The organism is Candidatus Protochlamydia phocaeensis, from assembly GCF_001545115.1.
In the GTDB taxonomy this organism is placed as follows: Bacteria; Chlamydiota; Chlamydiia; order Chlamydiales; family Parachlamydiaceae; genus Protochlamydia_A; species Protochlamydia_A phocaeensis.
In genome coordinates this window covers 177,733-202,388 of the sequence record NZ_FCNU01000011.1, presented here as the reverse complement: position 1 = coordinate 202,388, position 24,656 = coordinate 177,733, and the positions used below count along the sequence as shown (strand labels likewise).

Annotated in this window: 21 protein-coding genes, 1 tRNA gene and 1 other RNA gene; 17 read left to right on the top strand and 6 right to left on the bottom strand. The window is 42.8% G+C overall.

Translation table 11 applies throughout. From position 1 onward, the window contains the following. Positions 1 to 199 precede the first annotated feature (199 nt). Positions 200 to 1,924, top strand: a complete 1,725-nt coding sequence (locus BN3769_RS04610) for a hypothetical protein (RefSeq protein WP_068468051.1) — start codon at positions 200 to 202, stop codon at positions 1,922 to 1,924. A gap of 82 nt (positions 1,925 to 2,006) precedes the next feature. Here the strand turns inward: BN3769_RS04610 and BN3769_RS04605 are convergent, their stop codons facing one another. Further along, positions 2,007 to 5,057, bottom strand: coding sequence for a glycine--tRNA ligase (locus BN3769_RS04605; protein WP_068468049.1), 3,051 nt, complete (start codon positions 5,055 to 5,057; stop codon positions 2,007 to 2,009). A gap of 196 nt (positions 5,058 to 5,253) precedes the next feature. Here BN3769_RS04605 and BN3769_RS04600 point away from each other — a divergent pair, with 196 nt between their 5' ends. Further along, the gene (locus tag BN3769_RS04600) at positions 5,254 to 6,096 is read left to right on the top strand and encodes a glycosyltransferase (protein WP_079989408.1); all 843 of its coding nucleotides are present in this window, start codon (positions 5,254 to 5,256) and stop codon (positions 6,094 to 6,096) included. Between the two features lie 41 nt (positions 6,097 to 6,137). Here the strand turns inward: BN3769_RS04600 and BN3769_RS04595 are convergent, their stop codons facing one another. Then, positions 6,138 to 6,494 carry a hypothetical protein gene (locus tag BN3769_RS04595; RefSeq protein WP_068468047.1) on the bottom strand — a complete coding sequence of 119 codons (357 nt, stop codon included), beginning with the start codon at positions 6,492 to 6,494 and terminating at the stop codon, positions 6,138 to 6,140. A gap of 465 nt (positions 6,495 to 6,959) precedes the next feature. On the opposite strand from BN3769_RS04595, the gene rlmN reads away from it, so the two are divergent. The 12 genes from rlmN to BN3769_RS04535 all read left to right on the top strand — a co-directional run bounded on the left by rlmN (position 6,960) and on the right by BN3769_RS04535 (position 19,246). Further along, positions 6,960 to 8,030 carry a dual-specificity RNA methyltransferase RlmN gene (rlmN, locus tag BN3769_RS04590; protein WP_068468045.1) on the top strand — a complete coding sequence of 357 codons (1,071 nt, stop codon included), beginning with the start codon at positions 6,960 to 6,962 and terminating at the stop codon, positions 8,028 to 8,030. Positions 8,031 to 8,433: 403 nt separating this feature from the next. Next, complete coding sequence (locus BN3769_RS04585) at positions 8,434 to 8,895, top strand: hypothetical protein (RefSeq protein WP_068468043.1); 462 nt, start codon at positions 8,434 to 8,436, stop codon at positions 8,893 to 8,895. A gap of 8 nt (positions 8,896 to 8,903) precedes the next feature. Then, positions 8,904 to 10,739, top strand: coding sequence for an excinuclease ABC subunit UvrC (gene uvrC, locus BN3769_RS04580; RefSeq protein ID WP_068468041.1), 1,836 nt, complete (start codon positions 8,904 to 8,906; stop codon positions 10,737 to 10,739). A gap of 391 nt (positions 10,740 to 11,130) precedes the next feature. Next, positions 11,131 to 11,204: transfer RNA gene (locus BN3769_RS04575), tRNA-Val, on the top strand. Between the two features lie 19 nt (positions 11,205 to 11,223). After that, positions 11,224 to 12,981 (top strand): His/Gly/Thr/Pro-type tRNA ligase C-terminal domain-containing protein, encoded by a 1,758-nt coding sequence (locus tag BN3769_RS04570; RefSeq protein ID WP_068468039.1) that lies wholly within the window; start codon positions 11,224 to 11,226, stop codon positions 12,979 to 12,981. Between the two features lie 6 nt (positions 12,982 to 12,987). Next, positions 12,988 to 13,542 carry a translation initiation factor IF-3 gene (gene infC / locus BN3769_RS04565; RefSeq protein WP_068468037.1) on the top strand — a complete coding sequence of 185 codons (555 nt, stop codon included), beginning with the start codon at positions 12,988 to 12,990 and terminating at the stop codon, positions 13,540 to 13,542. Positions 13,543 to 13,608: 66 nt separating this feature from the next. Beyond that, a complete protein-coding gene (gene rpmI / locus BN3769_RS04560) occupies positions 13,609 to 13,794 on the top strand; it encodes a 50S ribosomal protein L35 (RefSeq protein WP_228840626.1) in 186 nt (61 codons plus the stop codon). Between the two features lie 179 nt (positions 13,795 to 13,973). Then, the gene (rplT, locus tag BN3769_RS04555; protein WP_068468033.1) at positions 13,974 to 14,330 is read left to right on the top strand and encodes a 50S ribosomal protein L20; all 357 of its coding nucleotides are present in this window, start codon (positions 13,974 to 13,976) and stop codon (positions 14,328 to 14,330) included. Positions 14,331 to 14,449: 119 nt separating this feature from the next. Beyond that, positions 14,450 to 15,478 carry a phenylalanine--tRNA ligase subunit alpha gene (gene pheS / locus BN3769_RS04550; RefSeq protein WP_068468031.1) on the top strand — a complete coding sequence of 343 codons (1,029 nt, stop codon included), beginning with the start codon at positions 14,450 to 14,452 and terminating at the stop codon, positions 15,476 to 15,478. 31 nt (positions 15,479 to 15,509) lie between these two features. Next, entirely contained in the window at positions 15,510 to 16,394 is an 885-nt protein-coding gene (locus BN3769_RS04545; protein ID WP_068468029.1) for an RluA family pseudouridine synthase, read from the top strand. Positions 16,395 to 16,400: 6 nt separating this feature from the next. Beyond that, the gene (waaC, locus tag BN3769_RS04540; protein ID WP_068468027.1) at positions 16,401 to 17,465 is read left to right on the top strand and encodes a lipopolysaccharide heptosyltransferase I; all 1,065 of its coding nucleotides are present in this window, start codon (positions 16,401 to 16,403) and stop codon (positions 17,463 to 17,465) included. A gap of 503 nt (positions 17,466 to 17,968) precedes the next feature. Beyond that, the gene (locus BN3769_RS04535; protein ID WP_068468025.1) at positions 17,969 to 19,246 is read left to right on the top strand and encodes an MORN repeat-containing protein; all 1,278 of its coding nucleotides are present in this window, start codon (positions 17,969 to 17,971) and stop codon (positions 19,244 to 19,246) included. Between the two features lie 97 nt (positions 19,247 to 19,343). Here BN3769_RS04535 and BN3769_RS04530 read toward each other — a convergent pair whose 3' ends face one another. Both BN3769_RS04530 and BN3769_RS04525 read right to left on the bottom strand, forming a co-directional pair. After that, entirely contained in the window at positions 19,344 to 19,907 is a 564-nt protein-coding gene (locus BN3769_RS04530) for a hypothetical protein (protein WP_068468023.1), read from the bottom strand. 21 nt (positions 19,908 to 19,928) lie between these two features. Further along, positions 19,929 to 20,432, bottom strand: coding sequence for an NUDIX hydrolase (locus BN3769_RS04525; RefSeq protein ID WP_195155550.1), 504 nt, complete (start codon positions 20,430 to 20,432; stop codon positions 19,929 to 19,931). Positions 20,433 to 20,573: 141 nt separating this feature from the next. Between BN3769_RS04525 and BN3769_RS04520 the strand changes: the two genes are divergently transcribed. Next, positions 20,574 to 21,215, top strand: a complete 642-nt coding sequence (locus BN3769_RS04520) for a MazG family protein (RefSeq protein WP_068468021.1) — start codon at positions 20,574 to 20,576, stop codon at positions 21,213 to 21,215. Between the two features lie 53 nt (positions 21,216 to 21,268). Here the strand turns inward: BN3769_RS04520 and BN3769_RS04515 are convergent, their stop codons facing one another. Continuing rightward, positions 21,269 to 22,393 carry a phosphotransacetylase family protein gene (locus BN3769_RS04515; protein ID WP_068468019.1) on the bottom strand — a complete coding sequence of 375 codons (1,125 nt, stop codon included), beginning with the start codon at positions 22,391 to 22,393 and terminating at the stop codon, positions 21,269 to 21,271. An 83-nt stretch (positions 22,394 to 22,476) separates the two neighbouring features. Here BN3769_RS04515 and ffs point away from each other — a divergent pair. Further along, positions 22,477 to 22,575: signal recognition particle sRNA small type (gene ffs, locus BN3769_RS04510), an RNA gene on the top strand. Between the two features lie 20 nt (positions 22,576 to 22,595). Here ffs and BN3769_RS04505 read toward each other — a convergent pair. After that, positions 22,596 to 23,582 (bottom strand): class I SAM-dependent methyltransferase, encoded by a 987-nt coding sequence (locus tag BN3769_RS04505; protein ID WP_068468017.1) that lies wholly within the window; start codon positions 23,580 to 23,582, stop codon positions 22,596 to 22,598. A gap of 192 nt (positions 23,583 to 23,774) precedes the next feature. Here BN3769_RS04505 and BN3769_RS04500 point away from each other — a divergent pair, with 192 nt between their 5' ends. Further along, on the top strand, positions 23,775 to 24,650 hold the full coding sequence (locus BN3769_RS04500) for a CPBP family intramembrane glutamic endopeptidase (RefSeq protein WP_068468015.1): 876 nt from the start codon (positions 23,775 to 23,777) through the stop codon (positions 24,648 to 24,650). Positions 24,651 to 24,656: the final 6 nt, after the last annotated feature.

Below are 24,656 nucleotides of genomic sequence, written 5' to 3'. Positions count from 1 at the left end.
ATACGTTAAATTTTTGTTAATTTAATGTCTTGCATTGGGCTGAGCAAAATAGAAAGAAAGCAAAGTGGAAAAGAAATTTAGAATGTGGATATAGTTTTGAAAGAAATTTATTTTTTATTTTTATTGTGCTAAATTCGAGTTGTTTTATTAAGAAAGGTAATTTGAACGAATACATCCAATATTTGGAGTTAATAATAAAATGTATACAAAGTATATTGATGAGAATAAGCAACTTTCTGTGAATTACTCTTCTGAAGCGATCGATGGAAGGACTAAAATCACGCATAATGGCAGAGACTACACATTAGAAGGGACGTACTGGAAAGCGTACAGTCTAAAGCGGCGCATATGGGTAGGGCTTCGGGCTATTGCCAAAATCATCCTTTCTTTAGGAAGCGGATATCGGAGTGAAAAAGTTAAAGGAGATTTACAGGCTTTTTGGACAAGTAAAAAGCTTGTAAAAATTTATCGCGCTTGTTCGTCGCTTCAACCAATTGTGAATCGCTCTCTTTTAAACACTGGGGATCCGGCTAATCTTGTCAATTCAAATGAAAGCATACAGGCAAGGGCACAAACGCCCATTAATTCTAGCCTGCCTAAGGATGAAAGACTAGAGAAGGAATCAGTGGAGTCCCAAACGGTTAATCCTGAGCCATCCCTTGTTTTTGAAGCAAAACCTGTGACTTTTGAAGAAGCCCAACAAGCCTTAGAAAAAGGTGTGGAGATTTCTTCTGAAGGGCTTGCGCGCATGATGGCTTTGATGCCTGATATCGCAAGTAAAAAAGAAAATGAACAGTTGAAATTCATTAGCAGGGGACAATTCTTCTCGGTATTTACCATTCCGGAAGAGCCTGATTTAGTCTTTAAGATCGCCAATTGTACGACTCATTATCTTTCAGAAGATATACCTTCTTCAGGTGGCAGCGAAGAAACGGAAAAGCGATTTAAAAATACCGTGAGGGGAAAGCAAGTGATCCTGAAATATGGGCTGAACCTTTTAAGGCTTCCTCCTGCAAAAATGTTTACGATAGAAAGCCATGGGTATGCTTATAACATTATTGCGGAAAAACGGCTTGCCTTTCAAAGAGAGCATTTTGAGCAAGAAGACCTCTATTATAAGCATGCGGATCGCTTGAAGCCTTTAGCTAAACAGCTCGCTCGGTTCGTCTTTGAAACGGGAGATGACGATGTGCGCTTCAATAATTATCCTCTTTTAGAATCAGACGGAGGAGAGAAGGATCAACCGCTCTACTGTGGAGTCATTGATATGGAATGGGCAGGAAAGGAGCCCTTGGATGGTTTTATAGGCGGCCCGCATAATAGCCGAGGACTAATTGGGATGATGCCAAATGAAGAATTAGTGGATATGGTCATTGAAGAGGGTAAAAAACTAGGAATTGACTTTTCTCAAGAGAATACTTGGGGAATTAAGAAGGATAAAGCTGAAGAGGCAAAAGCCGATCAGATCTCTGAAATTAAAAAATATCATCAATACCAAGCTTTTTGTAAAGGCAGAGGCATTGAAACGGGTAATGAACCCTTTATGTCAACTGAGGAGATTGATCAATTGGGATTGGATTTAGAAGAGGTAGACTCCTATAAAACCTATACTCTGACGGGGGAGGAAGTAAAGAGCTGCACCTTAAGGCAAGCTGTCACAGATATTGTCCGCTATCTCAATAAAAGAATAGAAAGCAACGCCCATTTTACTCATGTAAAGAATAAGCGTACAGTTCAGCTTCCTTTATCCATCCGTCCTTTTAGCGATTATGCAGATCTCGGTATGCCGGGAAAAACAGACTTAACGCCTAAAGAGGAATTGCAACTTTGGCTAAATCGCATCCTAATGGCTTTGTTTAAAAAGGGGTATATTTTTTATTTTAACCGATTAGGTGGAATGCATGGCTTTAGCATTACTTGCTAGATATAACGCGATAAGTTCAAAATAATGTTGAGTTCATTTTGAAATAAAGAAAGGAGGCTGTAAGCGCCTCCTTTCTTATTGTCTAGGCTTTTTCTTGAATTTTGCTGAAATCTAGAATTTCTCCAAACAAATCAAAAACGCGTTTGAGCAAGGCCAAGCGGTTTTCACGGATATGTGGATCTTCAGCCAGAATTTTTACTTGATCAAATAAAGCTGCCAAGGCTGGCTGAATGGTCGCAATTAGCGCATAAGCTTGATTGTAGTCCCGCTTATTCAAAGCGTCTTGCAGTGCTCTTTGCTGCTGATCCAGCAAGCTATTCAAATGCTTTTCCGCAGGTTCGATCAATTTTTCTTGAGAAATGGGAGGATACTGATGCCCATTGAGCTGGCCTTTTGCCCGCTTATAGACTTCGTATAAAGAGCTGAATTGTTGATTGGCTTGTTGACGAAAATCGTGTAGAGCTTGAACACGGCAAAACGTGTCATAAATATCATTGCAGCCATGGGCTAGGCTGGCCTCAATCTCATCCTTATAAAATCCATAGTCTTGAAAAACCGTTTTGATGCGGTTAACGATGAAAGCTAAAATTTCATCGACGACTTGCTTTTTATCTTTCATAAGAGCAGGAGGAAAGTTTTCGGCGCATGCCATAAAAGTTTCCCGCAAAGGAAGCGCGTAGCGTCCCTTAATGAGCATTTTAATAATTCCCAGCACTTGGCGGCGCAAAGCGTAGGGATCGCTGGACGAAGTCGGCTTAAGTCCAATGCAGAAACATCCTAAGAGATTATCGATCTTATCGGCTAAACTGATGAGAGTACCTGTCTCGCTTTCCGGCAAAGGGGCATTCTCGCCTCGCGGCATCCAATGCTCATCGATCGCTTGGGCGACTTCAGGATCTTCTTTTTGCGAAAGAGCATAGTAGCGGCCGATCGTTCCTTGTAATTCCGGAAATTCATAGACCATATTAGACGCTAAATCAGCCTTGGCTAGCGAAGCTGCCCGCTGAGCTTTGACAGGTGTGCTAATGGCTAAGGACTTTTGCAAGATATCCGCATGCTTGATTAACCGCTCTACCTTTTGATAAACGGTTCCCAATTCTTTTTGGAAGGTCACTTTCTTGAGCTTTTCATTAAAGTCTTCTAGGCGCATTTTTAGGTCTTCTTCATATAAAAAGACTCCATCGGACAAACGCGCAGACAGCACGCGTTGATTTCCTTGCCGGATTTGATCGGTCGGAATGATATTGGCTGTAATGACAAACGCATTTTTAAGGGTTTGATCGGGATTGAGCACGGGGAAATATTTTTGGTGTTCCACCATTTCGGAAATAAGCACCTCTTTAGGGGCCCGCAAAAAGTTGGATTGGAAAGAAGACAAGGTTAAATGGGGCCACTCTACAAGGTTTAATACCTGAGGGATCACCCTTTCCCTTTCAATAATTTTAATATTGAATTTTTGTTCCAAGTCATTCAATTGCTCTAGAATGGCCTCTTCCCGTTCTGCCGGATCTGCCATGACAGAAGAATGGCGTAAAACTTTTATATAGTCGCGGGCATTTTCAAGGGCGCGAACTTCCGGCGCAAGCTGGCGGTGACCACAAGTCACTTTGCCGGCGTGAATGGTTCCCACTTGAAAAGGGACAACTTCAGAGCCGAAAAGAGCCACAATCCAGCGCAGGGGACGGGCATAGGCAATATCCGAATCTCCCCAGCGCATTTTTTTGGGAAACTCAAGGTTGAGAATGAGGGTAGGAAGCTGCTCGGCCAAAATGACCGCAGTGGCTCTGCCTTCTTGGCGCAGAGTCCCAAAAAGATAAGGAATGCCTTTGACTAGGCGGATGTCCACGCCGCTGATTTGCCCTTGGCGAATTGCTTCAAGCGTCGGAGCCGGCATGCCTAAGGAACGGAAAAACCCCTCTCCTGCAGGCTTAATTTCTCCTGTCGGCTGATAGGCCTGATCGAGCGCCGGCCCCCTCTTTTCAATTGTCTGAGAAGGCTTGCCCTTTGCCAATTGATGAATATAGACAGCCAGACGTCTTGGAGTGGCATACAAGCTCAAACGCTCAAACGCAATGCCTTCCTTTTCTAAAAGGGCAGTGATGGCTTTTTCTAAATTTTGACTACCAATGGAGACAAAGCTGGCCGGCAGCTCTTCCGATCCTATTTCTAACAGAAAATCATCGGCATCATCAGAATGAATATTTAATAAGGATTCAGGGAGGGAGGAAGAAGGGGCGGGCTCTTCTGCCGGGGATTTTTTTGCCTGTTTCAAAAGAGGAAAACCCTGCGCTTCTCGGCTTTTAATATATTCTTCGGCAACTTGGCGTGCCAGATCGCGTATGCGCGCAATATAGCCTGTTCTTTCTGTTACGGAGATGACGCCTCGCGCATCCAATAGATTGAAAGCATGAGACGCTTTCATGACAAAGTCATAAGCGGGGATGGGAAAATGCTCTGTGATGAGTTTTTTTGCTTCGCCCTCATAATCTTCAAAATGACGTAGCCACATAGCGGTGGAGGCTTTTTCAAAATTATAATGGCTCCATTCAATTTCATTGCGATGATAAATATCGCCGTAAGTCAAGTCTTCATTCCATTGCAAATCGAAAATACTGTTCACTTTTTGCAAATACATGGCCAGGCGTTCGATCCCATAAGTGATTTCTCCTGTGACCGGTCTAAGCTCTACGCCTCCTACTGCTTGAAAGTAGGTAAATTGGGTAATTTCCATTCCATCCATCCACACTTCCCATCCCAGTCCCCATGCGCCTAATGTAGGAGATTCCCAATCATCATGGACAAAACGGATATCGTGCTCGTCAAGCTTAAAGCCTAAAGCTTCCAGCGATTGCAAGTAGAGCTCTTGGATATTAGGAGGAGAGGGCTTTAAAATGACTTGATATTGGAAATAATGCTGAAGACGGTTTGGGTTTGTCCCATAACGGCCATCTGTTGGACGGCGGCAAGGCTCAATATAAGCGGCTCGATAGGGTTCAGGGCCTAGGCAGCGTAAAAAAGTCGCTGGATTAAATGTTCCGGCGCCTACTTCTAAATCATATCCTTGATGGATAATGCATCCCTGTTTTTCCCAAAAAGAGGATAGATTCTTTAAAAATTGCTGAAATGTTAACATAAAGTCATCCTAAGAATTTTGCTTAAAAGAGCTTGACCTATTTCATTGATTTTGAGTGTATATCTTGTGTTAAAGTGTACTAGGACAGTCATTTTATCTCAATAATATACTCAGTGGCAGGAAAAGCGAGAATTTGAGTTCCAAAACTGATCGGATCAGCTACGGCAAATAAGCACCTATAAAATAAACCGCATGTATGGATGAAAGAGAGCCTGTCTTAGCTTCTTGTTGTTCCCAACCGAGTGATATTTCCCGTTTGGATCCTCATTTACTTCCTTGGGTAACAGTCATTATTCCCACTCAAAATTGTTCTTCTCTTCTTCCCTTGACTTTAGAAAGTATTTTTCAGCAGGGATACCCCAATCTGGAAATTTTAGCCATCGATGCAGGGTCAAGCGACCGGACATTGGAAATTTTGCATAGCTCGGGAGATCAAATCCAATTGAGTTCCGTTCCCGATTATCAAGTCTATCAAATGATCAATCAGGGAATTCTTTTGGCTAAAGGAGATTATATTAATATTTTATTTCCCGGTGATTTCTATATTCATCCCCATACCCTTTTGGACATGATGCAGCTTGCTCAACAAAAGAATAGGCCCGAGCTTGTTTATTGCGGCGCTTTGCTTCGAGACGGAAGAGCAGAGGTTAAATTTTTATTTCGACGCCTCACCTTAGATCTCTTGCGAAGAGGACAACAGCCGACTAGCCTTCAAGGATGCTGGTTTAAAAAAGATGTTTTTTTGAAGCTGGGAATTTTCTGCACAGACTATGAGTTAAGGGGGGGATTTGACCTACTGTGCCGCTTTTGCCTTAAAAAAGACATGCGCAGCGCAGCCCTATACCGGGCATTGATTGATTATGACATGCGCTGGGTTACTAGCGGAATGGTCATTCGACATTTCTGGGAAACGGGAAAGATCTTATTTCAATATTTTGGGATGTGGCCTACGCTTAAATGGCTGATTAGGCAGAAAGATGTTAGACGATTCTTTAAATTATGGACTAGGCGAGCGAAAATTGCGTTTTTGGGGAAATAGCGCAAAGCCCGCCAAATGGCGGACTTTGCAATTTGAGAAGCCTATTCGCAGTTTTTGCAGCATAAGAAAAGAGCTGAATCTTCTTTAGATTCCTCGTCTTGCGCAGCAAATGCTTTGGAAGACTCTTCTTCCGTGCACTCACCGGCTCTATTTTTAATCTCTTCTTCGCAATCACAGGCTAGATGATTTGATCCAGAATTGTCTTTATCTTCTCCTTCTTTGTCTGACTCAGCAGACTGAACAAATAAGACGTTTGTTTCATTTTTGCTTTCATCATCATTAAAAAGTTGGTTCTCATTAGTTGAAGAACGCTCTTGTGATTGATTATCATCGCTTGCATGGAGAGTAATCGTATTAAGGGCGATTAACATACCAAGGCATAAAATTCTTTTTAGCATTTTTCACTCCTATAAGTTAATAATGATATTAAGCTCTTAACCATGATCTAAATTTTAAAATTTAAAATATACTCGAGTAGGTTAATTACTTGGGGCTAGTATAAGAGGGGAGATGTTAATGTCAATTAAATTAAAAGTTAATTTATCTTAAAGGGAAAAGATGATTTGTTTTAAGTCTTTAATTATCTTGTGTTTGTAGAAAATGTTTTTTTTGAATTTATTAGAATGGGGAATTCCTTTACTCTGTTTCCCTTCATTTTAACATTTACCCTCACTTTTCTCTCCTCTTTTACTTTATTTTCCTCTGCCAGAAGGCTGGGATTGCATTAGGCAAGTAGATGAAGAATTTTTTTGTCTAATGAAAATAAAATATTTAAATTCAATAGTTAACAATTTAAATACTCTGGCTTTATTTGTTTTATTAAGATATAATAAAAGAAAAATTTTTATGGGAATGGCTTTTTTATGTTAGATTATGCAGATTTAGACTATGAAAATCTGGTGCAATGGCTGAAAGCACAGGGAGAAAAGGAATTCCATGCCAAGCAAATTTTAGGATGGATTTTCCAAAAGAATGTCCTTTCTTGGGAGGGAATGTCAAATCTTAGTAAAGAACTAAGGGAAAAACTTGCCCAGTATATTCGTCTGCCTGTCTTAGAGTTAGTCAAATTGACAGAGTCTCAAGATCTGGAAACATATAAATTCTTATGGCGTTTAAAGGATGGAAGTTTAGTTGAATCTGTTTTAATTTGTTCGGGCACACGTCGGACTGTTTGTGTCTCTTCGCAAGTTGGTTGTCCAGCTCGCTGTGCATTTTGTGCTTCTGGCCAACAAGGGTTCTTTAGAAATCTTCGCCCGACTGAAATAATCGAGCAGGTGCTGCAAATTAATAAGTGGTTGGCAGATAAGGAAGAAAAAGTTTCTCATGTTGTCTATATGGGAATGGGGGAGCCTCTTAAAAATTACGATTCCGTTATCAAATCCATTCGTTTGTTGAGCGATCCCAATCTGGTTAATATTTCTCAGCGTCGCATAACAGTTTCTACGGTAGGCATTGTAGAAGGAATCAAACGTTTATCGACAGAAGGACTGAAGGTTAATCTCGTTCTTTCCTTGCATGCTCCTAATCAGCATATTCGCAAAAAGATTATTCCATATGCACGAAAATACCCGCTTGAAGATATTTTAAATGCGATGGATGAATATGCCCAAAAGACCAAACGCGACATTACTTATGAGTATACATTATTAGCCGGAATTAATGATCATCCCGATCACGCCCACGAATTAGCCCATCTATTGAAGGGCAAGCAATGTACTGTTAATTTGATCCCTTATAATCCTGTTGCTGGCTTACGATTAAAACGTCCTGAGAAGAAAGCGATTAAGCAATTCCGCAGCGTTTTATTTGGATCGCGTATTGTGAATACTTGCCGCTATACAAAAGGCGATGATATTAGTGCCGCCTGCGGACAATTAGCCTTGCAAGAAAAACAAGAAAAGTCAGGTCTGCCCATGCTAGCGGCTGGCGAATAAGCATTTCCCATCTCTTAAAAGAATCTTCAGTCTGAAGGCCTATTTAATGATAGGCTTTCAGATGCTTTCATCTTCCTATTTTTTCTTATCGACCTTTAATCGCTGTCAGAATTGAAAGGGAAAATTAAATTCTTTAGACATTGAAAATGAGAAAAATACTCTTAGAGTGAATTAAAATTGCTAATGGCTGATAGTCGAAAAGAACTCAGGTTTTTAATCCTTAGCAGTAAAAAATCTATAAAGTCTCATAAATAAACGACTTGAGTGAATTGAAACTAATAAGAAAGAATGTTAAACTGATTATAGGGAGTTGATTTTAAATTTCTTTTGATTTCAAGCTTGGTTTCAAGACAGTCTCTTATAAGTAAGGCAACAAGGAGTTTAGAAATTAAAGAGAGAAATTATGGATCCGGGACTTATCTCTAGAACGGGAGGAACAGAGCAGGTTTCCTCTTATGCAGACAGCTCTTCTTTGGCAGAAGCAATGAAGAGGCCAGATGTTTCTACTCGCGATTCTAAAGAACCAACTGCCTATGCCTCTGAAGCTTTATCTCAAGAACCGACCTTAACGCCTCAACAGCAGTGCGACCAGATAACAAGCGTAAAGGCGCGGGAGAGTTTGGCGGCTTATCAGAGCGCTCGAGTGTCTATCGGTGAAGGGGAACATCACTTTACTAGCTGGACTCAAGTGATAAGTGCTGAAATGTTTCACTTGGCAGAAAGAGTTGCAAAAGCGGAGGAAAAGACGCTTCTTTGGCTGCTCGAACAGGATAGACAGCGGAAGTATTTGCTTCATTGCTGGCGTAATTTAGAGAGAGAGTTTCACCTTTTACTTAAGAATATACAGTCCGGCAGCAATTTTTAATCAATTCTATGTCTTACGATCCCAAAAAAATTGATCAATTTCCTTCTCTTCCAGGCGTTTACCTCATGAAGGATGCGAAGGGAGAAGTGTTATATATTGGCAAGGCTAAAAGTTTGCGCCAACGCGTCAAACAATATTTTATTCCCGGCAGGGATGGCCGCCTAATGGTTCCTTATTTGGTGGCAAAGATTGCAGAAATAGACACGATAGTTGTTTCTTCGGAAAAAGAAGCGCTTCTTTTGGAGAGCAATTTAATTAAACAGTATAAGCCCCGCTATAATGCCTTGTTAAAAGACGATAAGGCCTATATTGCTCTTAAAATCAATCATAAAGGTCCCTGGCCGACAGTTAAGCTTGTGCGCTATCGAGGCAGTCCCGAGCCTGATGGGTTGTACTTTGGTCCCTATACCAGTGCGCACGCCGCACGCCAGACATTGGAATTGTTAAACCGGCTTTTTCCATTAAGGCAATGTTCGGATCAAGAATTGGCCAGGCGGGTGCGCCCTTGCCTACTTTACCAAATGAAGCGCTGTGCAGGTCCTTGTGGAGGCAAATGTACACAAGAAGAGTACGACCATCATCTGGAACGTACGATCAAATTTTTGCGGGGGCAAGATAAAGAGGTTTTAAAAGATCTGTACGAAGAAATGCAGCGTTGCGCGGAGGCTTTGGAATTTGAAAAGGCCGATCAAATTTTGAGGACCATCCGCCAAATTGAAAAGACGATTGAGAGCCAGCATGTGGATCGCCCCTTGGGGCATGATGCCGATGCTTTGGGGCTTTATCGCCATGGCACAGAAGTGATTTTAGTGCAGCTTCTCTTTAGGGGAGGCCGTCTGGTGGGTTCACGCAATTTTGATTTTGATAATATTGCAGAAGAAGATGAAGAGTTGTTTTCTTCTTTTCTGCTGCAGCAGTATTCAGGTAAAGAAGAGATTCCGCCTGAAATTTATCTGCCTATTAAAATCGACGATGGACAAGCGGTTGAAGATATTTTATCCGGTCGGCAGGCGCGCAAAGTGGCTTTACATGTCCCTCAACGAGGCGAGAAAAAAATCTTGTTGGATATGGCTCAAGCCAATGCAGAAGCTCTCTTCAAAACGCGAAAAGATAAAGACGCTTTGCGTGAGAAAACCCTGCTTGAAATGCAGGAACGCCTTAATTTAAGCCGCTATCCATCCCGTATCGAATGCTTTGACAATTCCAATATCTCCGGATCCGAGCCCGTTGCCTCCATGGTTGCCTTTACGGATGGATTAAAGGACAGCAAGCGTTACCGCACCTATCGTCTTAAAATAGGAACTAAGCCGGATGATTATGCAGCTATGGGAGAAGTCCTCATGCGCCGTTATAAACGCGCCAAGGAAGAAAATGATCTTCCCGATCTGATCATTGTAGACGGAGGTAAGGGACAGCTCAACATCGCGCGCAAGGTCTTCGAAGAGCTCAATGTAGTCGGTGTCGATATCATCGGCCTGGCCAAAGAGCAAGGGAGGCACGATAAGGGCATGACGGTCGAGCAGATCTTTTTGCCGGGTCAAAAAGATCCCATCATTCTCAAATCTAATTCTCCCGTTCTGTTCCTGCTGCAAAATATTCGTGATGAGGCTCATCGAGTGGCTGTGTCTTTTCATCGCAAGCGGCGGTCAAAGCAAACGTTACGCAGCGCCCTGGATGACATTCCAGGCATTGGACCTGCCAAACGGAAGGCCTTGCTGACTCATTTTGGCAGCCTTAAAAAAGTTGAACTGGCCGGTGAGGATGAGTTGCGTCAGGTCAAAGGCATCTCTTCTGCCAATATCGCTGCTCTTAAAGCCTTCTTTCAAGGCAAAAAAGAAGAATAAATTCGCTGTCTTGCGGAATGGCCACACTGTCCATATGTGCAGACAAATTCATCGACATATCGTACACCTTATCATTTGTTCTTCTCCGCAGCTTTGAAGCAGTCGAAAGAGCAAAAACTCCAAGCTCAAGTTGAAAGTTCGAAAATTATTCCTTTGCTCTCAAATAATGAAAAAAGCGACGGGAGAGGCTGGAAAAAGAGCGTCGACAGATAGAACGCGCGCAAGACTTTGGCACCTAAATTTGAAAGGGTAGAAAAACGAGTTGTTTCAATGCGTATTCAGGCCTTGCTAAATCATGGTCCAGAAAGGCCTCAGGAAAGAAAAATGCAAATAAGCATTTTTTTTGTTGAGTAAAACTCTTGCCTTCTTGTAAGATCTTGCTTCACACAATGAGATATTAGCTCAGTTGGTTAGAGCGCCACGTTGACATCGTGGAGGTCAGCTGTTCGAGTCAGCTATATCTCATTCTCATTTACTATCAATTATGCCTCTTTTTCATACACCTGAGCTTATCATTCAACGCCGGCCTATTGCAGAGTTGCTTGCTTATACAGTCTCTCAACTTTTTCCAGATATCATTCTCTTAGGTGGCGGAACCAGTCCATTAGGATTTTATTACGATTTTATCTTCGATCAGCCTGTGCATGCCGATATGCTTGCTTTTATCGAACTGCACTTGCGGACATTGATCAAAGAAAACCGGGATGTGCGCCTGTTGAATATGATGCGCGAGAATGCCCAAGCGCTTTTTTTGCATCATGGTCAACCTTTTTTGGCAGAAAAAGCAGGCGAAGAGGCCTCTAATATTATCGATCTTATTCAAATTGATCAGTTTCATGGCCTATGTCCCGCTTTTTCTATGCAATCGACAGGCGAAGCGGGATCCGTTAAGCTTCTCGATGCAACGGAAAAGAAGTGGTTGACCGAAGACGGAGAGGTAACAGTCACGCGCCTATTGGGAACGTCTTTTGATAATCCGCAGACGCTCAAGCAGTTTTTAAAGACCTACGATGCCTATTTAAAAAAGAAAAGCCATGTCCTGATCGGCCAAGAAATGGATTTCTTTAGCTTAAGCGAGCAAATCAGTCCCGTTGAGTGGATTTGGCATCCCAAAGGCGAGAGTGCTAAGCAGATTTTACAAGAGTGGATGGAGAAAGAGCAAAGCAAGCAATGGGCGATTGAAAAGGTGTCGACTCCTTTAGTTGTCAATGCAGCGTTGTTCGCGCATGACTTGCAAAGTTTTCCTGCTTTTGAAGTAGGGGATCAAGTGTTAAGGCTTAGCGCTTCGCGAGTACCTCAGCATGTGCATTTATTTCAACGGCATTCGGTTCTTTCGGAGGAATTGCCTGTTTGTTTTTCTGAATTTTCGGCAGTTTATAAGAGGAAGGAAGAAGGGATAAACGAAGGGATGTTGGAGTCGGCGTGCGAACTGTCTGACCAGCTCACAATTTTTTGTTTAGCGGAACAACTTTCTCAAGAATTGATTTCTTCCTTGCATTTCATTGAACAAATCATTAGAATCTTTGGTTTTGAGGCCCAATGGTATTTGGTCGCTTCAAGGCAGAAAAGTTTTAAAGCCAAGCAGGAGAGAAAGGCATTAGATTGGATCAAACAAGCGATTCAGTCGTATTCTTTTACGTATCCTATTGACTCTCACCTCTATGAAGATGATAATAATATAGAGGGCCCTCGCTTAGAATTGCGTCTAGTGGATGAAATTGGACGTCAATGGGCGGGTCCTTCTCTGACAATTATCATTGATCGTTTAAAGGCTTGGAATTTTAAAGCAGAAGGTCTAGAAGAGAAAAGAGATCAGCCTGTTATTTTAAAAAGGCAGATCTGGGGGTCTTTAAATCGTTTTATCGCTCTTTTGATTGAGCGATTTGAAGGAGCGCTTCCGCTCTGGTTAGCTCCAGAGCAAGTACGGATTCTTTCAATCGGGGAGTCTGTCCGCTCTTATGCAAAGACCATTGAAGCGAGATGCAAACAACAAGGGCTTCGTGTAAGGCTTGATTTGCGTCCTGTTAAATTGGGTGAAAAAATCCACGAAGCAGAAAAGGAGAGAATTCCTTATTTGCTTATTGTGGGAGATCAAGAGTGTAAAAAGCAGGGTGTAACGGTACGGTCCCATCGGCAGCCGGGCAAAAACCAACTGCAGAATTTGGAAACGTGCCTAGAACAAATCCAACAAGAATGCGTATATCCAGCACTTGTGGAGTATACTTTGAAGAGGAGTAAGTAAGGTAGCTTGAAAGTAAATAGAGAAATACGCGCTCCAAAAGTAAGAGTCATCGGTGCAACCGGAGAACAAGTGGGAATTATTTCCCTCTATGAAGCGTTGGCCATGGCAGAAGAGCAAGGATTAGACCTAGTTGAAATTGTTCCAGGGTCAAATCCTCCTGTTTGCAAAGTCATGAATTTCGGAAAATTCCGTTACGACCAAAGCAAACGGGAAAAGGAAAGTAAAAAGGCACAGCATCAAATCAAAGTTAAGGAAATAAAACTTAAACCGAATATTGATGTTCATGACCTTGAGACGAAAACAAGACATGCCCATGAATTTTTAGCGAGTGGTAATAAAGTAAAAATCACTTGTACTTTTCGAGGGCGTGAAATGATGCACCCAGAGATTGGGGAAAAAATTGTCCGTCAGATGTGTCAGGATCTAGAAGATGTTTCTACTCCTGAATCGCCCCCTAAAATGATGGGTCGCATGTTGCTTGTCGTCTTAGCACCTGGATCAAAGAAGAAGAAAGAGGGAGTTAAGCAGAGTAGTACGACTGAAGAGCCGGCTATCGACTAGGTAAGTATCGAAGAACTTCCTCATTGAATCGATTGTATAAAGTTAGGAGATAAGACAGTGCCTAAAATGAAAACACGCAAAGCTGTTGCGTCTAGATTTCGCGTGACGGCAGGCGGCAAGCTTAAAGCTAGCCAACCGGGCAAGCGTCACTTATTGACCGGTAAAACACCCAAGCGTAAGCGTCAGTTGCGACAGCCTATGCTCTTAGATGAAGGCCATCTGAAGACATACAAGCGTCTGATGTGTTTATAACAAGTGAAATAAGGATTTTTTTCCTTATTATTTGATAATTATTTGCTTATGGACAGTCGACGTCTGTTTAACAGACAAAGCAATCGGAAAAGCAAATAAAGGCTTAGGCAAAGCGCCTAAGTCAATAAAAAATTAAGGCCGCCTCTGAGCGGTAAAAATGATTAACGTGGAGACTAGCTATGGTTAGAGCAACCAATGCTGTAGCTTCTCATCGTCGCAAGAAGAGATTATACAAGTTAGCCAAAGGGTTTGTCGGCGACAGAAAGAACCATTTGCGTTTAACGAGTGGTGCAGTGATGCGTGCGATGGCATACAATTATGCGCATCGTAAGCAAAAGAAGCGTGATTTTCGTAGTTTGTGGATTATGCGCCTCAATGCAGCTGCCAGAATCAATGGAATTTCCTATAGCAAATTTATCTATGGGTTAAAAAAAGCGCGATGTGAGCTCGATAGAAAAGTCCTAGCTGATATGGCGATCCGCGATCCGAACAGTTTTGCTGCGGTCGTTGGATTTGCAAAGGAAGCTTTAGCATAAACGTTATGCTTAAAGCTTAAGCCATTTAGTTAAAGAGCAAAATCTCAGATTTTGCTCTTTAACTTATTCTTCAAAATTTCTTTTAACGAATTAAAGATTCTCTTGTAAAGGCATCATCCGTGCAACAATCTATCGATGAAATCCGCCAGCAATTTCTGCAAGCTTTAGCTCTCATTAAAACGACATCTGATTTAGAAGCTGTCAAAGTCAAGTTCTTGGGTAAAAAAGGTCCCCTTCAGCAATTGATGAAAGGGTTAAAGGATGTCGCTCCTGAAGACCGTCCGGCTGTAGGTAAGCATATCAACGATTTAAAAGAACTGATGACAACAGAATGCGATCAGCTTGAGGCTAAGCTCATCGCACAAGAGGAAAGCCAGCAATTGGCCCATGAAACCCTTGATATTACCTTGCCAGGCCGCAAGCGCTTTATTGGACGCAAGCATCCGCTGACACAGGCAATGGATCAAATTATAGCTATTTTAGTGGGCATGGGATTTTCCGTTCAATATGGTCCAGATATTGATTCGGACTATTATAACTTTGAAGTGCTTAATTTCCCTTTAGAGCATCCTGCACGGGACATGCAAGATACGTTCTATATTTCACCCCATATTCTCCTGCGCACGCATACGTCTAATATTCAAGCGCGCGTGATGGAAGCGAATGAACCGCCTATCCGCATCATTGCTCCGGGAAAAGTATACCGCAATGAGACAATTACGGCGCGTTCGCATGTGTTTTTTCATCAAATCGAAGCCGTTTATATCGACAAGCATGTAGCTTTTTCAGATCTAATGGCAGCGATGGACGAATTTTTGAAAAAATTATTTAAACAAGACATTGCTACACGCTATCGCCCTAGCTATTTTCCTTTTGTCGAACCTGGAATGGAAGTCGATATTAGCTGCTTAGTCTGTAAAGGGGCTGGATGCCATATTTGCAAATATTCAGGATGGGTAGAGGTGGCCGGTGCGGGAATGATTCATCCGCAGGTTTTGCGTAATGGCGGTATTGATCCAGAAAGCTATTCCGGCTTTGCTTGGGGAATGGGATTAGAGCGTTTAGTCATGATGCTTAAAGGAATTCAAGATATCCGCTTGTTTACGGAAAACGATCTCCGTTTCTTAGAGCAATTTACAGCTATTTAGTTTCCTTTCAATCATAGCGGGACAAGATGACATGCCGGAATGGGTGGTTTCCTCTCAAGAAGCAGGCTGCAAGCTCATTGCTTTCCTCAGCAGCAAAGTGGGAAATGAATACTCGGCGCGCGCCTTAAAAAGAGCGATTGAGAATAACTGCTGTCAAGTGAATGGCCGTACAGAGCGCTTTGCCTCTACCTTGCTTGGCAGGGGAGACCATGTTGTGTTGGTTCTCGAACAGCTTCCCGCTTCTTTAGAAAAAAAGCCCAAATGGGACCCTGCGCAAATCCTATACGAAGATGAAGCGGTGCTTATTTATAATAAGCCGGCAGGAGTCACAAGCGATGAAAAAGGCGTCCTTCAGCTTTTAAAGCCTCATTATCCCCATCTCCAGCTTGTTCATCGCCTGGACCGAGAGACGTCAGGCATCCTATTGTTGGCCAAAAACGCGGCAATCTTTGATGACTTTGTCCAGCAATTTAAGCAGTTCCATGTTCATAAACGCTATAGAGCAATTGTGGACGGAATTTTAAAAGACAGACGGGGAACTGTTGAAAATTACTTGGGAAAAAAGCATGCCTACTCCGGCCAAGCCATTTGGGGAGCTGTCAAATCCGACAAAGGCCTATATGCCCATACGGAATGGGAGTGTCTAAAAACAGGCAAGGGGGCATCTTTAGTTCTTTGCATTCCCAAGACAGGCCGGACACATCAAATCCGGGTCCATCTGGCAGGAATCGGCCATCCCATCCTTGGCGACTTTCAATATTGCAAGCAATTTCACTGTGCATATCGCCCTTCCCGCTGTTTGCTGCATGCCGAGGAAATCGCCTTTAGGCATCCCTTAACCAAACAAACATTGTCTTTTCAGGCTCCTTTACCGGATGATTTCCTGCACGCTCAGAAAGCCTTATTTAAGATGTGAGGATTTATGAAAATTTTGATCATTAAAACATCCTCTTTGGGCGATATCATCCATGCTTTTCCCGTGTTGCAATATTTAAAATCCCGCCACCCGCAAGCCCAGATCGATTGGGTCGTTGAACAGCCGTTTGTGGAGCTCGTTCAAGCACATCCCTCTCTTCATCAAGCCTGGAGCGTCAATACCAAAAAATGGCGCAAAGGCTTCTGGAAGAAAGATGTTTGGCAAGACATCCGCTATTTTGTTCAGCAAATTCGCCAGCAGACGTATGACGTTGCCATCGATTTGCAAGGCAATACCAAATCCGGCTTAATCCTGGCTTTTGTAAAAAGCGCGAAAAAGATTGGATTTGGCTCAAAGTCTGTGCCGGAATGGCCCAATCTCTTATTTACGAATCAACGCTATAATCCGCCGCCAAGGCAAAACATTCGCGAAGACTATCTTTTTCTTGCTCAAAGCATTCTGGGCGATTTTAAGGCAGAAAGAAAAGGAGTCCAATTAAAAATTGAGCCGAGCTGGCAAGTCAAATTGGAGGCCATTTTAGCTCATGAGCAGATTCAAAATGGCATGCAAATCATGGTCTGTCCAGGATCGAATTGGACGAATAAGCAGCTTCCCAAAGAGACATTAAAAGCATTCCTACAGCAAATTTTAGATAAATGCTCAGGACGCTTTCTTTTTGTCTGGGGCTCGCCAGCAGAAAAAGACATGGGAGAATACTTAGCAGCGCATTTTCCCGATCATAGCCTTATTGTAGATCGCTTGCCTCTTCCTGCCTTGCAAAACTTAATGGCCCGCATGGATGCCGTCATAGCCATGGATTCTTTGCCTCTTCATCTCGCAGGAACCACGCCTACTCCAACTTATGGAATATTTGGCGCATCCTCTTCACACAAATATAAGCCCTTAGGTGGAAATCACGGGGCTTTTCAAGGAAGCTGCCCTTTTAATCAAAGCTTTGAAAAACGCTGTCCTCTTTTACGCACCTGCTCAACTGGCAATTGTATAAAAGACATAGATGCCGCACGTTTGTTCCAGTCTTTTGAAACGTGGTGGAAAAACAGGGTGTTATGAATTTTTAGTAGCAAATCGATTTTGTTATTAAAGAAGAAATTAAGCTTTGTAAATAGTTTTTTACATAAAAAGAAAATTTTTTTATTTAATTTAATTGTGTAAATGATTTTCTGTGATTAAGTCTAGTTTGACAAAAAAACAGCCAGTTAATTAAGATGCCCAAAAAATCAAATATAGGAAAGATAAGCACCAAAGTTGGACTAAATAGTTTATCTCATTTAACACTTTGGCATGGTTTTTATCTAAATGCTTTCTTTAGTTCTTTAAATATTTTCATGGATGCTCGTGTCTTTTAAACGAGAATGAAAATATGTTCTTTTTTCAAGCTTAAAACAAATAATTACCTTTAGACGATAGCTAGCCAAGCTTTTTTCAAGCTTTTATGCAGCGTAAAATCAGGTAGATTTCATTTTTAAAATTGTTTAGCTAAAACGCCCTTAATTTGACTGTTAAGATTAGTTTTAGGAATTAGTAATTTAGTCTTTAATAAAAGGGATCTGATAATGAATTTTAATACTTATGTAAAAGGTGTCTGTCCAACAACAACAACAACCTCGCGAGAAATTCCAGTTGTGCCAAGCTCTGGTGCTTCTGTCCGTCTTTCTCCAGCCCCTTCATGCCTGGAACCTAAGGTTGATTTAGGTCCTATAATCGGTACGGGACAACACGCACTGCACTCTCTTTTTCCCGCTTTGCCTTTACCTAAGAGGCCTCGCTCTTTTTCAGAAACTCCAGAAACTATGGATAGACAAGAACAAGAGCTACCTCCTCTAAGCAAGAGAGTATGCGTAAGAGGTATGGAAAGTGAAAAGTTGGCAAATCCAGATGAAGAGGATTCTGAAGCAGATAGGCCTTCCATCGATGCGTTAATCAACCAGCAAAGCCGACGGTTATTCCCAACAATTGAGCCAGTTATTCCTCCTTGTGTGTCTTATGCCTCTCAAATGTCCGCTCATTTAGCCAGGACGTTTCAAACGCAGGAGGGACTTGCAGGTGCCTCTCGTTCCGTTGCCCAGCCTGCTTCTTTGCCTTCAACGAATCATTTGGATCCCATTCGGCCTCTTGTTCCCTCTGAAGAGTCTAGGCTGAGTGAGCCTGTGTATGTGAAAAGATTGTTTATTGACGGAAATCGCTATGCAGGGTGGACGGTAGATGGCCAGCCGCATGGCAAGGGAGAGATGTCTTATCTTGATGGATCTCGGTATGAAGGGGATTTCCATAAAGGCAAAAAACATGGGGAAGGGATTTTAATTCATCTTTTTGGAATTTATAAGGGGGAATTTAAGGATGATCTGATGCATGGAAAAGGTCGCCAGAAATTCATTGATGGCGGCTCTTATGAGGGAGACTACGATAAAGGAAACAAGCATGGATATGGAGTAAAGACCTGGCCGAATGGGAATAGATACGAGGGTCAATTCATTAACAATCAATGCTCCGGACAGGGAAAATTATTTGCGCAAAGGCAAGATTATGAAGGAGAGTTTTTGAATGATAGATTTCATGGCGAAGGCGTTCTGATCGGAAAAGCAGGCATCTCCTATAGAGGATCGTTTGTTCGCGGGAAGCTCGAAGGGCATGGATATGTCGTGTATCCTCCGCAGCATCCAAATCACAGTTTTAGAGGGATATTTAAAGCAAACAAGCCTTGTGATGGTGTTCTTCGCTATAAAAATGGGGCTTCTTTTGAGGGAAAATTCATTGACGGCAAGCCTAGCGCGCAAGGCATTTTTCACTTCAGCGTTAATAGGATGGACTCACCCTCTCAAGCTTTGCTTTGATTGAAAGAAGGGGAAAAGAAGCTAAGAAGGGGCTTTTGAGAGGAAGCTCCATTCTTAGTTAAGAGGCTGTTTCCTAAACCAGTGGCGGATAGATCGTTCATCTGGGGCTTAAATGGAATAAAACCTGGCTTGCGACGTCAGAGGTTCTTCGCATTGTCCGCTCTGGCGCATGAGGGGCCGGAATAGGTTGTAGAGCGGTGTACCTTCTACGATTGAAGGCCCATAGATAGCAAAAATAGGCGGTTTTTAAATTGGATGGCAGGCTTAAAATCAAACTGGCTAATCCTACGACCAGCTGAATTCGCGAAGGAGAGAGTGCAGTCGAAGAGCCGAAAAAGCGCTCGATCTGAGCGGAAGACAGTAGGCGTTGTGCCGTCCATCTCCATAAGGGGCTTAAAGGCCAGTTGACCAAAGCATTGGCAATGCGGGATATATCAGCGACCGTATCCATCATTTTAATCGCTTGATGCTGCTGGGAAGACAGATGGGGAGAGGGAATGGTTCGATAAGCAAAATAATAAGTCTGAATCAAATGATGAGCTGCATGAATGCCGAAGGCTAGATGGGTAATCCCCAACATAGTCTGCACACGTTCATTGTAATAAATGAGTTGGAACTGGGTATAAAGGAATGTCAATTTTTCTGAGAGGGGATTAAGCATACGAACACATTCCTACTATTCTTATCCTTCGACCATTAAAGAGGGGGAGGCGGGGATGGAGGCAAATACGCTTAGCAAGTGCTGGATGACTTGGAGGGTTTCGCAAAAAATATCCTCATCCGGTCTTAAGAGGGTTAATTCCTCTAAGCTAAACCATCGGAAAGGAAGATGTAAAGAGGAATCTTGGAGAGGGGATTGCTCTAAAGCGGGTTTAGCGATATAAATAAAGTCCATGTGCTGATGTGCAGGCTTGTCCTTGTAAGCCGGGATATTTTCCAATAGGCAAAGATAAGGACGCTCGAAACTGTGCGCATTCCAATAATCAATTTGCAGATTTTCTTGAGAAATAAACGCAATGTCCAGGCCGACTTCTTCTTTCACTTCTCGTCTTGCTGCTTCCACGGGCGTTTCATTGGCTTCTATATGTCCTCCAGGAGGCAGCCATTTTTGCAGCTTGTGATGAAAAATGAGAAGGACCTTTTCATTTTCAATAATATAGACGCTTGCGACAAACTCTCTAATCATGCGGATACCCAAAAAAGCAATTTTGCTGCTATGCTATAATCAGCTTGGTCAATTTTGATTCTCTTAAAACGCGTTCAAATTGGCCTTGTTGAGTATATCCTATTTTTCTACTTTTCGTCCTCAATTTTTAAAGGAAAAGCCATGGATGACTTCAAAGCTCTTATCATTATTATTGAACGCCTGCTAGCTCCGGATGGGTGTCCCTGGGATAGGGAACAGACGCTCCAATCGATGCGCCGCTCGCTGGTAGAGGAGACCTATGAGGTGATTGAAGCCATTGATTTAAATGACAATCATCAGATTGAAGAAGAACTAGGGGATTTATTTTTTAATGCGATTTTCCTAAGCAAATTGGCCGAGCGCGATAACCGGTTTTCGTTGGAAGATGTCCTTAAACAGATCGCTGCCAAGCTCATTCGCCGCCATCCGCATATTTTTGGCGAGGCCCAGGTTGGGACGGCAGAAGAGGTGCTCAAGCAATGGGAAGAAATCAAAAAAAAAGAAAAGGGAGAAGCCCAACCTCAAAGCGCTCTGGATAATATTCCCAAGGATTTGCCTTCTCTTGCACGGGCTTATAAGATGCTCAAAAAATTTGAAAAAGCCGGCTTTTCTTTGCCAAGGCCCAATGAACAGACGTCGGAAGAAGATCGCCTGGGCCTGGCCTTGCTAGAGCTTGTACAGCACGGGATTAGGAAAGGCATCGATGCCGAGCACGCTCTGCGCAGGCTTCTTTCCCATCTCAACCAACAGTTTCGTGCATGGGAACAGGCGAATCCACCTTAAATTGAAATATAATAGTTGGCTATTTCGCTATTAAATCAATTCGGTTGAGTCTTTTAATTTGATATAGAATGCGGTTGAGCAAGAGGACAAACTAACCGGTCTAAGTCAATATTGCTTTCCACCAATTGAATGGCCTGTTCAATTTTGGGCAGGTCTTCCCCTCGTATCTTAGCCGTAAAAGACGTAATCATCTTCATCGCATCATAGCTGCATAAAGGGGCATATAAGGCCGGGATATCCGCTTGCTTGATGAGATTAAGAATAAAAGGGCTTGGGGGGTGCTTGCTTGTCAGGATCATGCCCAATAAAGCGTCTTGCTGGTTCTCTTTAGCCATTTGATGCCTTTGAAGAGTGGCCAAAATAATGTCTTCTCGGCTGGCAGGCGTAATGATTAACTCATTGGAGTGCAGTTCATCTTGATAAGCTTGCAGCGATCCTGCGACAAGGCGGTGATGTTGAAAATGCCGATAATGATGCTTTTCGCCTGCAAGGAGCTGCGTTTGGAATAAGATTTCAAAATCTTTTAAAGTAGGGGTGTTGAGAAAAGCATTATAAGGCACGCAGCCGATCAGGGGAATGCCCCAGTGTTGCAGCGCTTTGGGAAAATACTCTTCAATCATGCCTTTTTTATCCTCTAAGACCCGATTGAGAATGACCCCCCTTACGCGTACGCCATATGCTTGGCACATGGCGATATTTAAAGCCAGCTCGTCATGGGCGGACCCCAGCCCTCCCGACGCAATAATGACAACCTCTAGTCCGAGCAGAGAAGCTACTTTGGCATTATTCATATGGACGATGGAGCCGACTCCAATATGCCCTGTTCCTTCCACTATCGTATAATCATGCCGGTCATAAATCTTATGAAAGGCTTTTTTAATGCTCTGTTCAATTGCTTTGCCGTCAATCTTGCGGTCCAGGAAATCTCTTGTAAATCCGGCCGGCAAAATGACAGGGCTCATATCGGCATAGTCGGATTGAAGATTAAAGTATTCTTTGAAAAGCACGACATCTTTGTCGACTTTTAAATCCTCTGCAACCTTTACGTGCTGCTGGCCGACAGGCTTGATGAATCCAATTTGTTCAAAGCGCTTATGCAAAGCGGCAATGATGCCTAAGCAAAGCGTTGTTTTTCCGACATTTTGTCCTGTTGCAGCAATAAAGATAGCGTTTTTCATAGGATTTAATAAAAGCCGTAAATTCTTATTGTAAAAAAACTTAACAAGTTATAATATAATCTTTTGATTGAGGCAAGAGTTTAACCGGGGACCTCATGGAATAAAACAGTCCGAACCAGGTCAGGACAGGAATGTAGCAGCCTTAAGGACGATGATTATGCCTTGAGACAATCTCCGGTTTTTTTATTTTCCTTCCTTTTCTCTATTCCCATATCTCTTTCCGCTTTGGCTTTTCTATCGGGATCTCTTTAGGGTCAACGGTTGCCAGTGGGCGCAGCTTCGCTAAAAAAATATAGTGGCTGATTCCGGACTCATCCCATATGAATTGGCAGATTTTTTCTATTTGCAAGAGCAGCCAGCGGTTTTTTCTCAGATAGGACAAGAGGGGATGCACCAAATAAGCAAAGGCAAACCAAATCCAAATAAAAAAAAAGCTAGTCTGGCTATAGAACCACCAACGGCTTAAACCTCTTCTCTTTGCTAATTCTTCTTCTCTGAAGCGAGGATCTTGCCAAGCTTTGGTCAAGTTGATAGGCAGTTCCAGCCAGCGTTTTAATCGAATAAATAGCGCATGGTAGCTGGGCTTGGCATCTACAATGTCGAATTCGGTCTGCGCCAAGCCCGTTAGCCGCTCCACTCCGCCTTCGCTATCGATATCAATAGGGGTTGAACATACAATATAACCGTCTGGCTTGACCAAACGGGCCAGTTCGGCAAAAAAGAGGCGATAATCGTCCCGGCTCAATTCCGCAACGATTTCTGTGCAAACGACAATATCATACCCTTGATCCGGCAATTGCGTCATGGGCATTGCCTCTTGTTTGGCTTCAATATGGCGCATATCTTCTTGCCGCAGCCGCTTTAGAGCATTTTCGGCAATGTCAACAGCTTCTATATGGGCACCGCCATCGCGCATGCGCCTCGAAAAAATACCCGCTCCGCAACCAATGTCGGCAATGTGCTTGCCTTCCAGTGAGATGTGCTGGGTCAAAAGGGCCCATGTTCTATCCAGGCGCTCTCTTTGCATGCAATTGCGCAAAGGATTAAATTGTTCGGGATCGAGAAGCCAAAGACGCTCAAACTTGGCTTGCATCTCTTTTTTGCGTGCAAGACGCGAGGGAATCGAAGAGCCGTTTGTTTGAGGGGAGCCTGGACCGACCTCAAGAATATTAAGCCGGTTATTTGCCATAATAAATTAAGGAACCTTCTTCGAAATCAATTTTTCAATTGCACCTTTTCGCTTGTTCTTATTAAATAACCCAGGTTTGGAATAAATCTAAAGTCAAAATTTAAGTGGCGAGTCGATGTTGGAGAGAAAATGGCTCAAACTCATCCTATTTAAATTTTGTATAAAATTCAGTGGCTAGACTAGGAAGGACCCATGCTGCAAGAGGCTGTAATCAACGAAGAGATCCAACAACACCTGGTACTTATTTTCCTAGGGCTATTAATAGGAGCAGGCCTGCTATTTTTAGCATGGAGAAATGGAGCGTTCCACTCTTTTACGCCTTCTTTTCTTCCTAAGATTAAAGGGCGGGAGGTGTTAAAAGGATTTGCGGCTTTTCTCCTTGCAGAGCTTGTGATGGTCCCTGCTTTAGTTGTCGTAGGCGCTTATGTGTTAATGGGTAAAATATTAACGGCATCTATGCTCAGCCCGGAGTTGAAAGGATGGATCAATATCGGGGTGGTCTTTGGAGGATTTATAGGGGTATGGAGCATTTATCGCGGACTGCCGGCAGAGAAGCGAGGGCAATTTTGGCAGGCCCGCTCTCCTTGGTATAAACAGGTATTCGTTGGGATGATCGCTTGGCTTGTCAGTTATCCCTTAGTGATCGCATTTAGCCAGCTCATTTCTTTGATCGTGCTTGCTCTTTATCGCCAGCCTGAGCTTGATCAAGTGGCTGTCAGGCATATGAAAAGCTTATTGTCCGATCCCTTGATCTTTTCCATTACTGCTATAGAAGTGATCTGCTTGGTTCCTTTTACAGAAGAGTTTCTTTTCCGGGGATTGCTGCAATCCTGGCTTAAATCAAAATTCAATCATGTTCCCTTGGCTATTGTGCTCACTTCTTTGCTTTTCGCTATTTTCCACTATTCAGGCTCGCAGGGATTGACAAATATCGAGCTGCTTTCCTCTCTTTTTGTTTTGTCATGCGTGTTAGGCTATATTTATGAAAAGCAGCACTCTTTGTGGGCGCCCATCGGCATGCATGCTTTTTTTAATTTAATGAATGTCCTATTGATCTTTAAATATTAGAAAAAG

What these genes read in the sequence shown, in the direction of transcription:
- BN3769_RS04610 (WP_068468051.1), top strand. Translation starts at nt 200, where the DNA reads ATGTATACAAAGTATATTGATGAGAATAAGCAACTTTCTGTGAATTAC.
- BN3769_RS04605 (WP_068468049.1), bottom strand. Translation starts at nt 5,057, where the DNA reads ATGTTAACATTTCAGCAATTTTTAAAGAATCTATCCTCTTTTTGGGAA.
- BN3769_RS04600 (WP_079989408.1), top strand. Translation starts at nt 5,254, where the DNA reads ATGGATGAAAGAGAGCCTGTCTTAGCTTCTTGTTGTTCCCAACCGAGT.
- BN3769_RS04595 (WP_068468047.1), bottom strand. Translation starts at nt 6,494, where the DNA reads ATGCTAAAAAGAATTTTATGCCTTGGTATGTTAATCGCCCTTAATACG.
- rlmN (WP_068468045.1), top strand. Translation starts at nt 6,960, where the DNA reads ATGTTAGATTATGCAGATTTAGACTATGAAAATCTGGTGCAATGGCTG.
- BN3769_RS04585 (WP_068468043.1), top strand. Translation starts at nt 8,434, where the DNA reads ATGGATCCGGGACTTATCTCTAGAACGGGAGGAACAGAGCAGGTTTCC.
- uvrC (WP_068468041.1), top strand. Translation starts at nt 8,904, where the DNA reads ATGTCTTACGATCCCAAAAAAATTGATCAATTTCCTTCTCTTCCAGGC.
- BN3769_RS04570 (WP_068468039.1), top strand. Translation starts at nt 11,224, where the DNA reads ATGCCTCTTTTTCATACACCTGAGCTTATCATTCAACGCCGGCCTATT.
- rpmI (WP_228840626.1), top strand. Translation starts at nt 13,609, where the DNA reads ATGAAAACACGCAAAGCTGTTGCGTCTAGATTTCGCGTGACGGCAGGC.
- rplT (WP_068468033.1), top strand. Translation starts at nt 13,974, where the DNA reads ATGGTTAGAGCAACCAATGCTGTAGCTTCTCATCGTCGCAAGAAGAGA.
- BN3769_RS04545 (WP_068468029.1), top strand. Translation starts at nt 15,510, where the DNA reads ATGCCGGAATGGGTGGTTTCCTCTCAAGAAGCAGGCTGCAAGCTCATT.
- waaC (WP_068468027.1), top strand. Translation starts at nt 16,401, where the DNA reads ATGAAAATTTTGATCATTAAAACATCCTCTTTGGGCGATATCATCCAT.
- BN3769_RS04535 (WP_068468025.1), top strand. Translation starts at nt 17,969, where the DNA reads ATGAATTTTAATACTTATGTAAAAGGTGTCTGTCCAACAACAACAACA.
- BN3769_RS04530 (WP_068468023.1), bottom strand. Translation starts at nt 19,907, where the DNA reads ATGCTTAATCCCCTCTCAGAAAAATTGACATTCCTTTATACCCAGTTC.
- BN3769_RS04525 (WP_195155550.1), bottom strand. Translation starts at nt 20,432, where the DNA reads ATGATTAGAGAGTTTGTCGCAAGCGTCTATATTATTGAAAATGAAAAG.
- BN3769_RS04520 (WP_068468021.1), top strand. Translation starts at nt 20,574, where the DNA reads ATGGATGACTTCAAAGCTCTTATCATTATTATTGAACGCCTGCTAGCT.
- BN3769_RS04515 (WP_068468019.1), bottom strand. Translation starts at nt 22,393, where the DNA reads ATGAAAAACGCTATCTTTATTGCTGCAACAGGACAAAATGTCGGAAAA.
- BN3769_RS04505 (WP_068468017.1), bottom strand. Translation starts at nt 23,582, where the DNA reads ATGGCAAATAACCGGCTTAATATTCTTGAGGTCGGTCCAGGCTCCCCT.
- BN3769_RS04500 (WP_068468015.1), top strand. Translation starts at nt 23,775, where the DNA reads ATGCTGCAAGAGGCTGTAATCAACGAAGAGATCCAACAACACCTGGTA.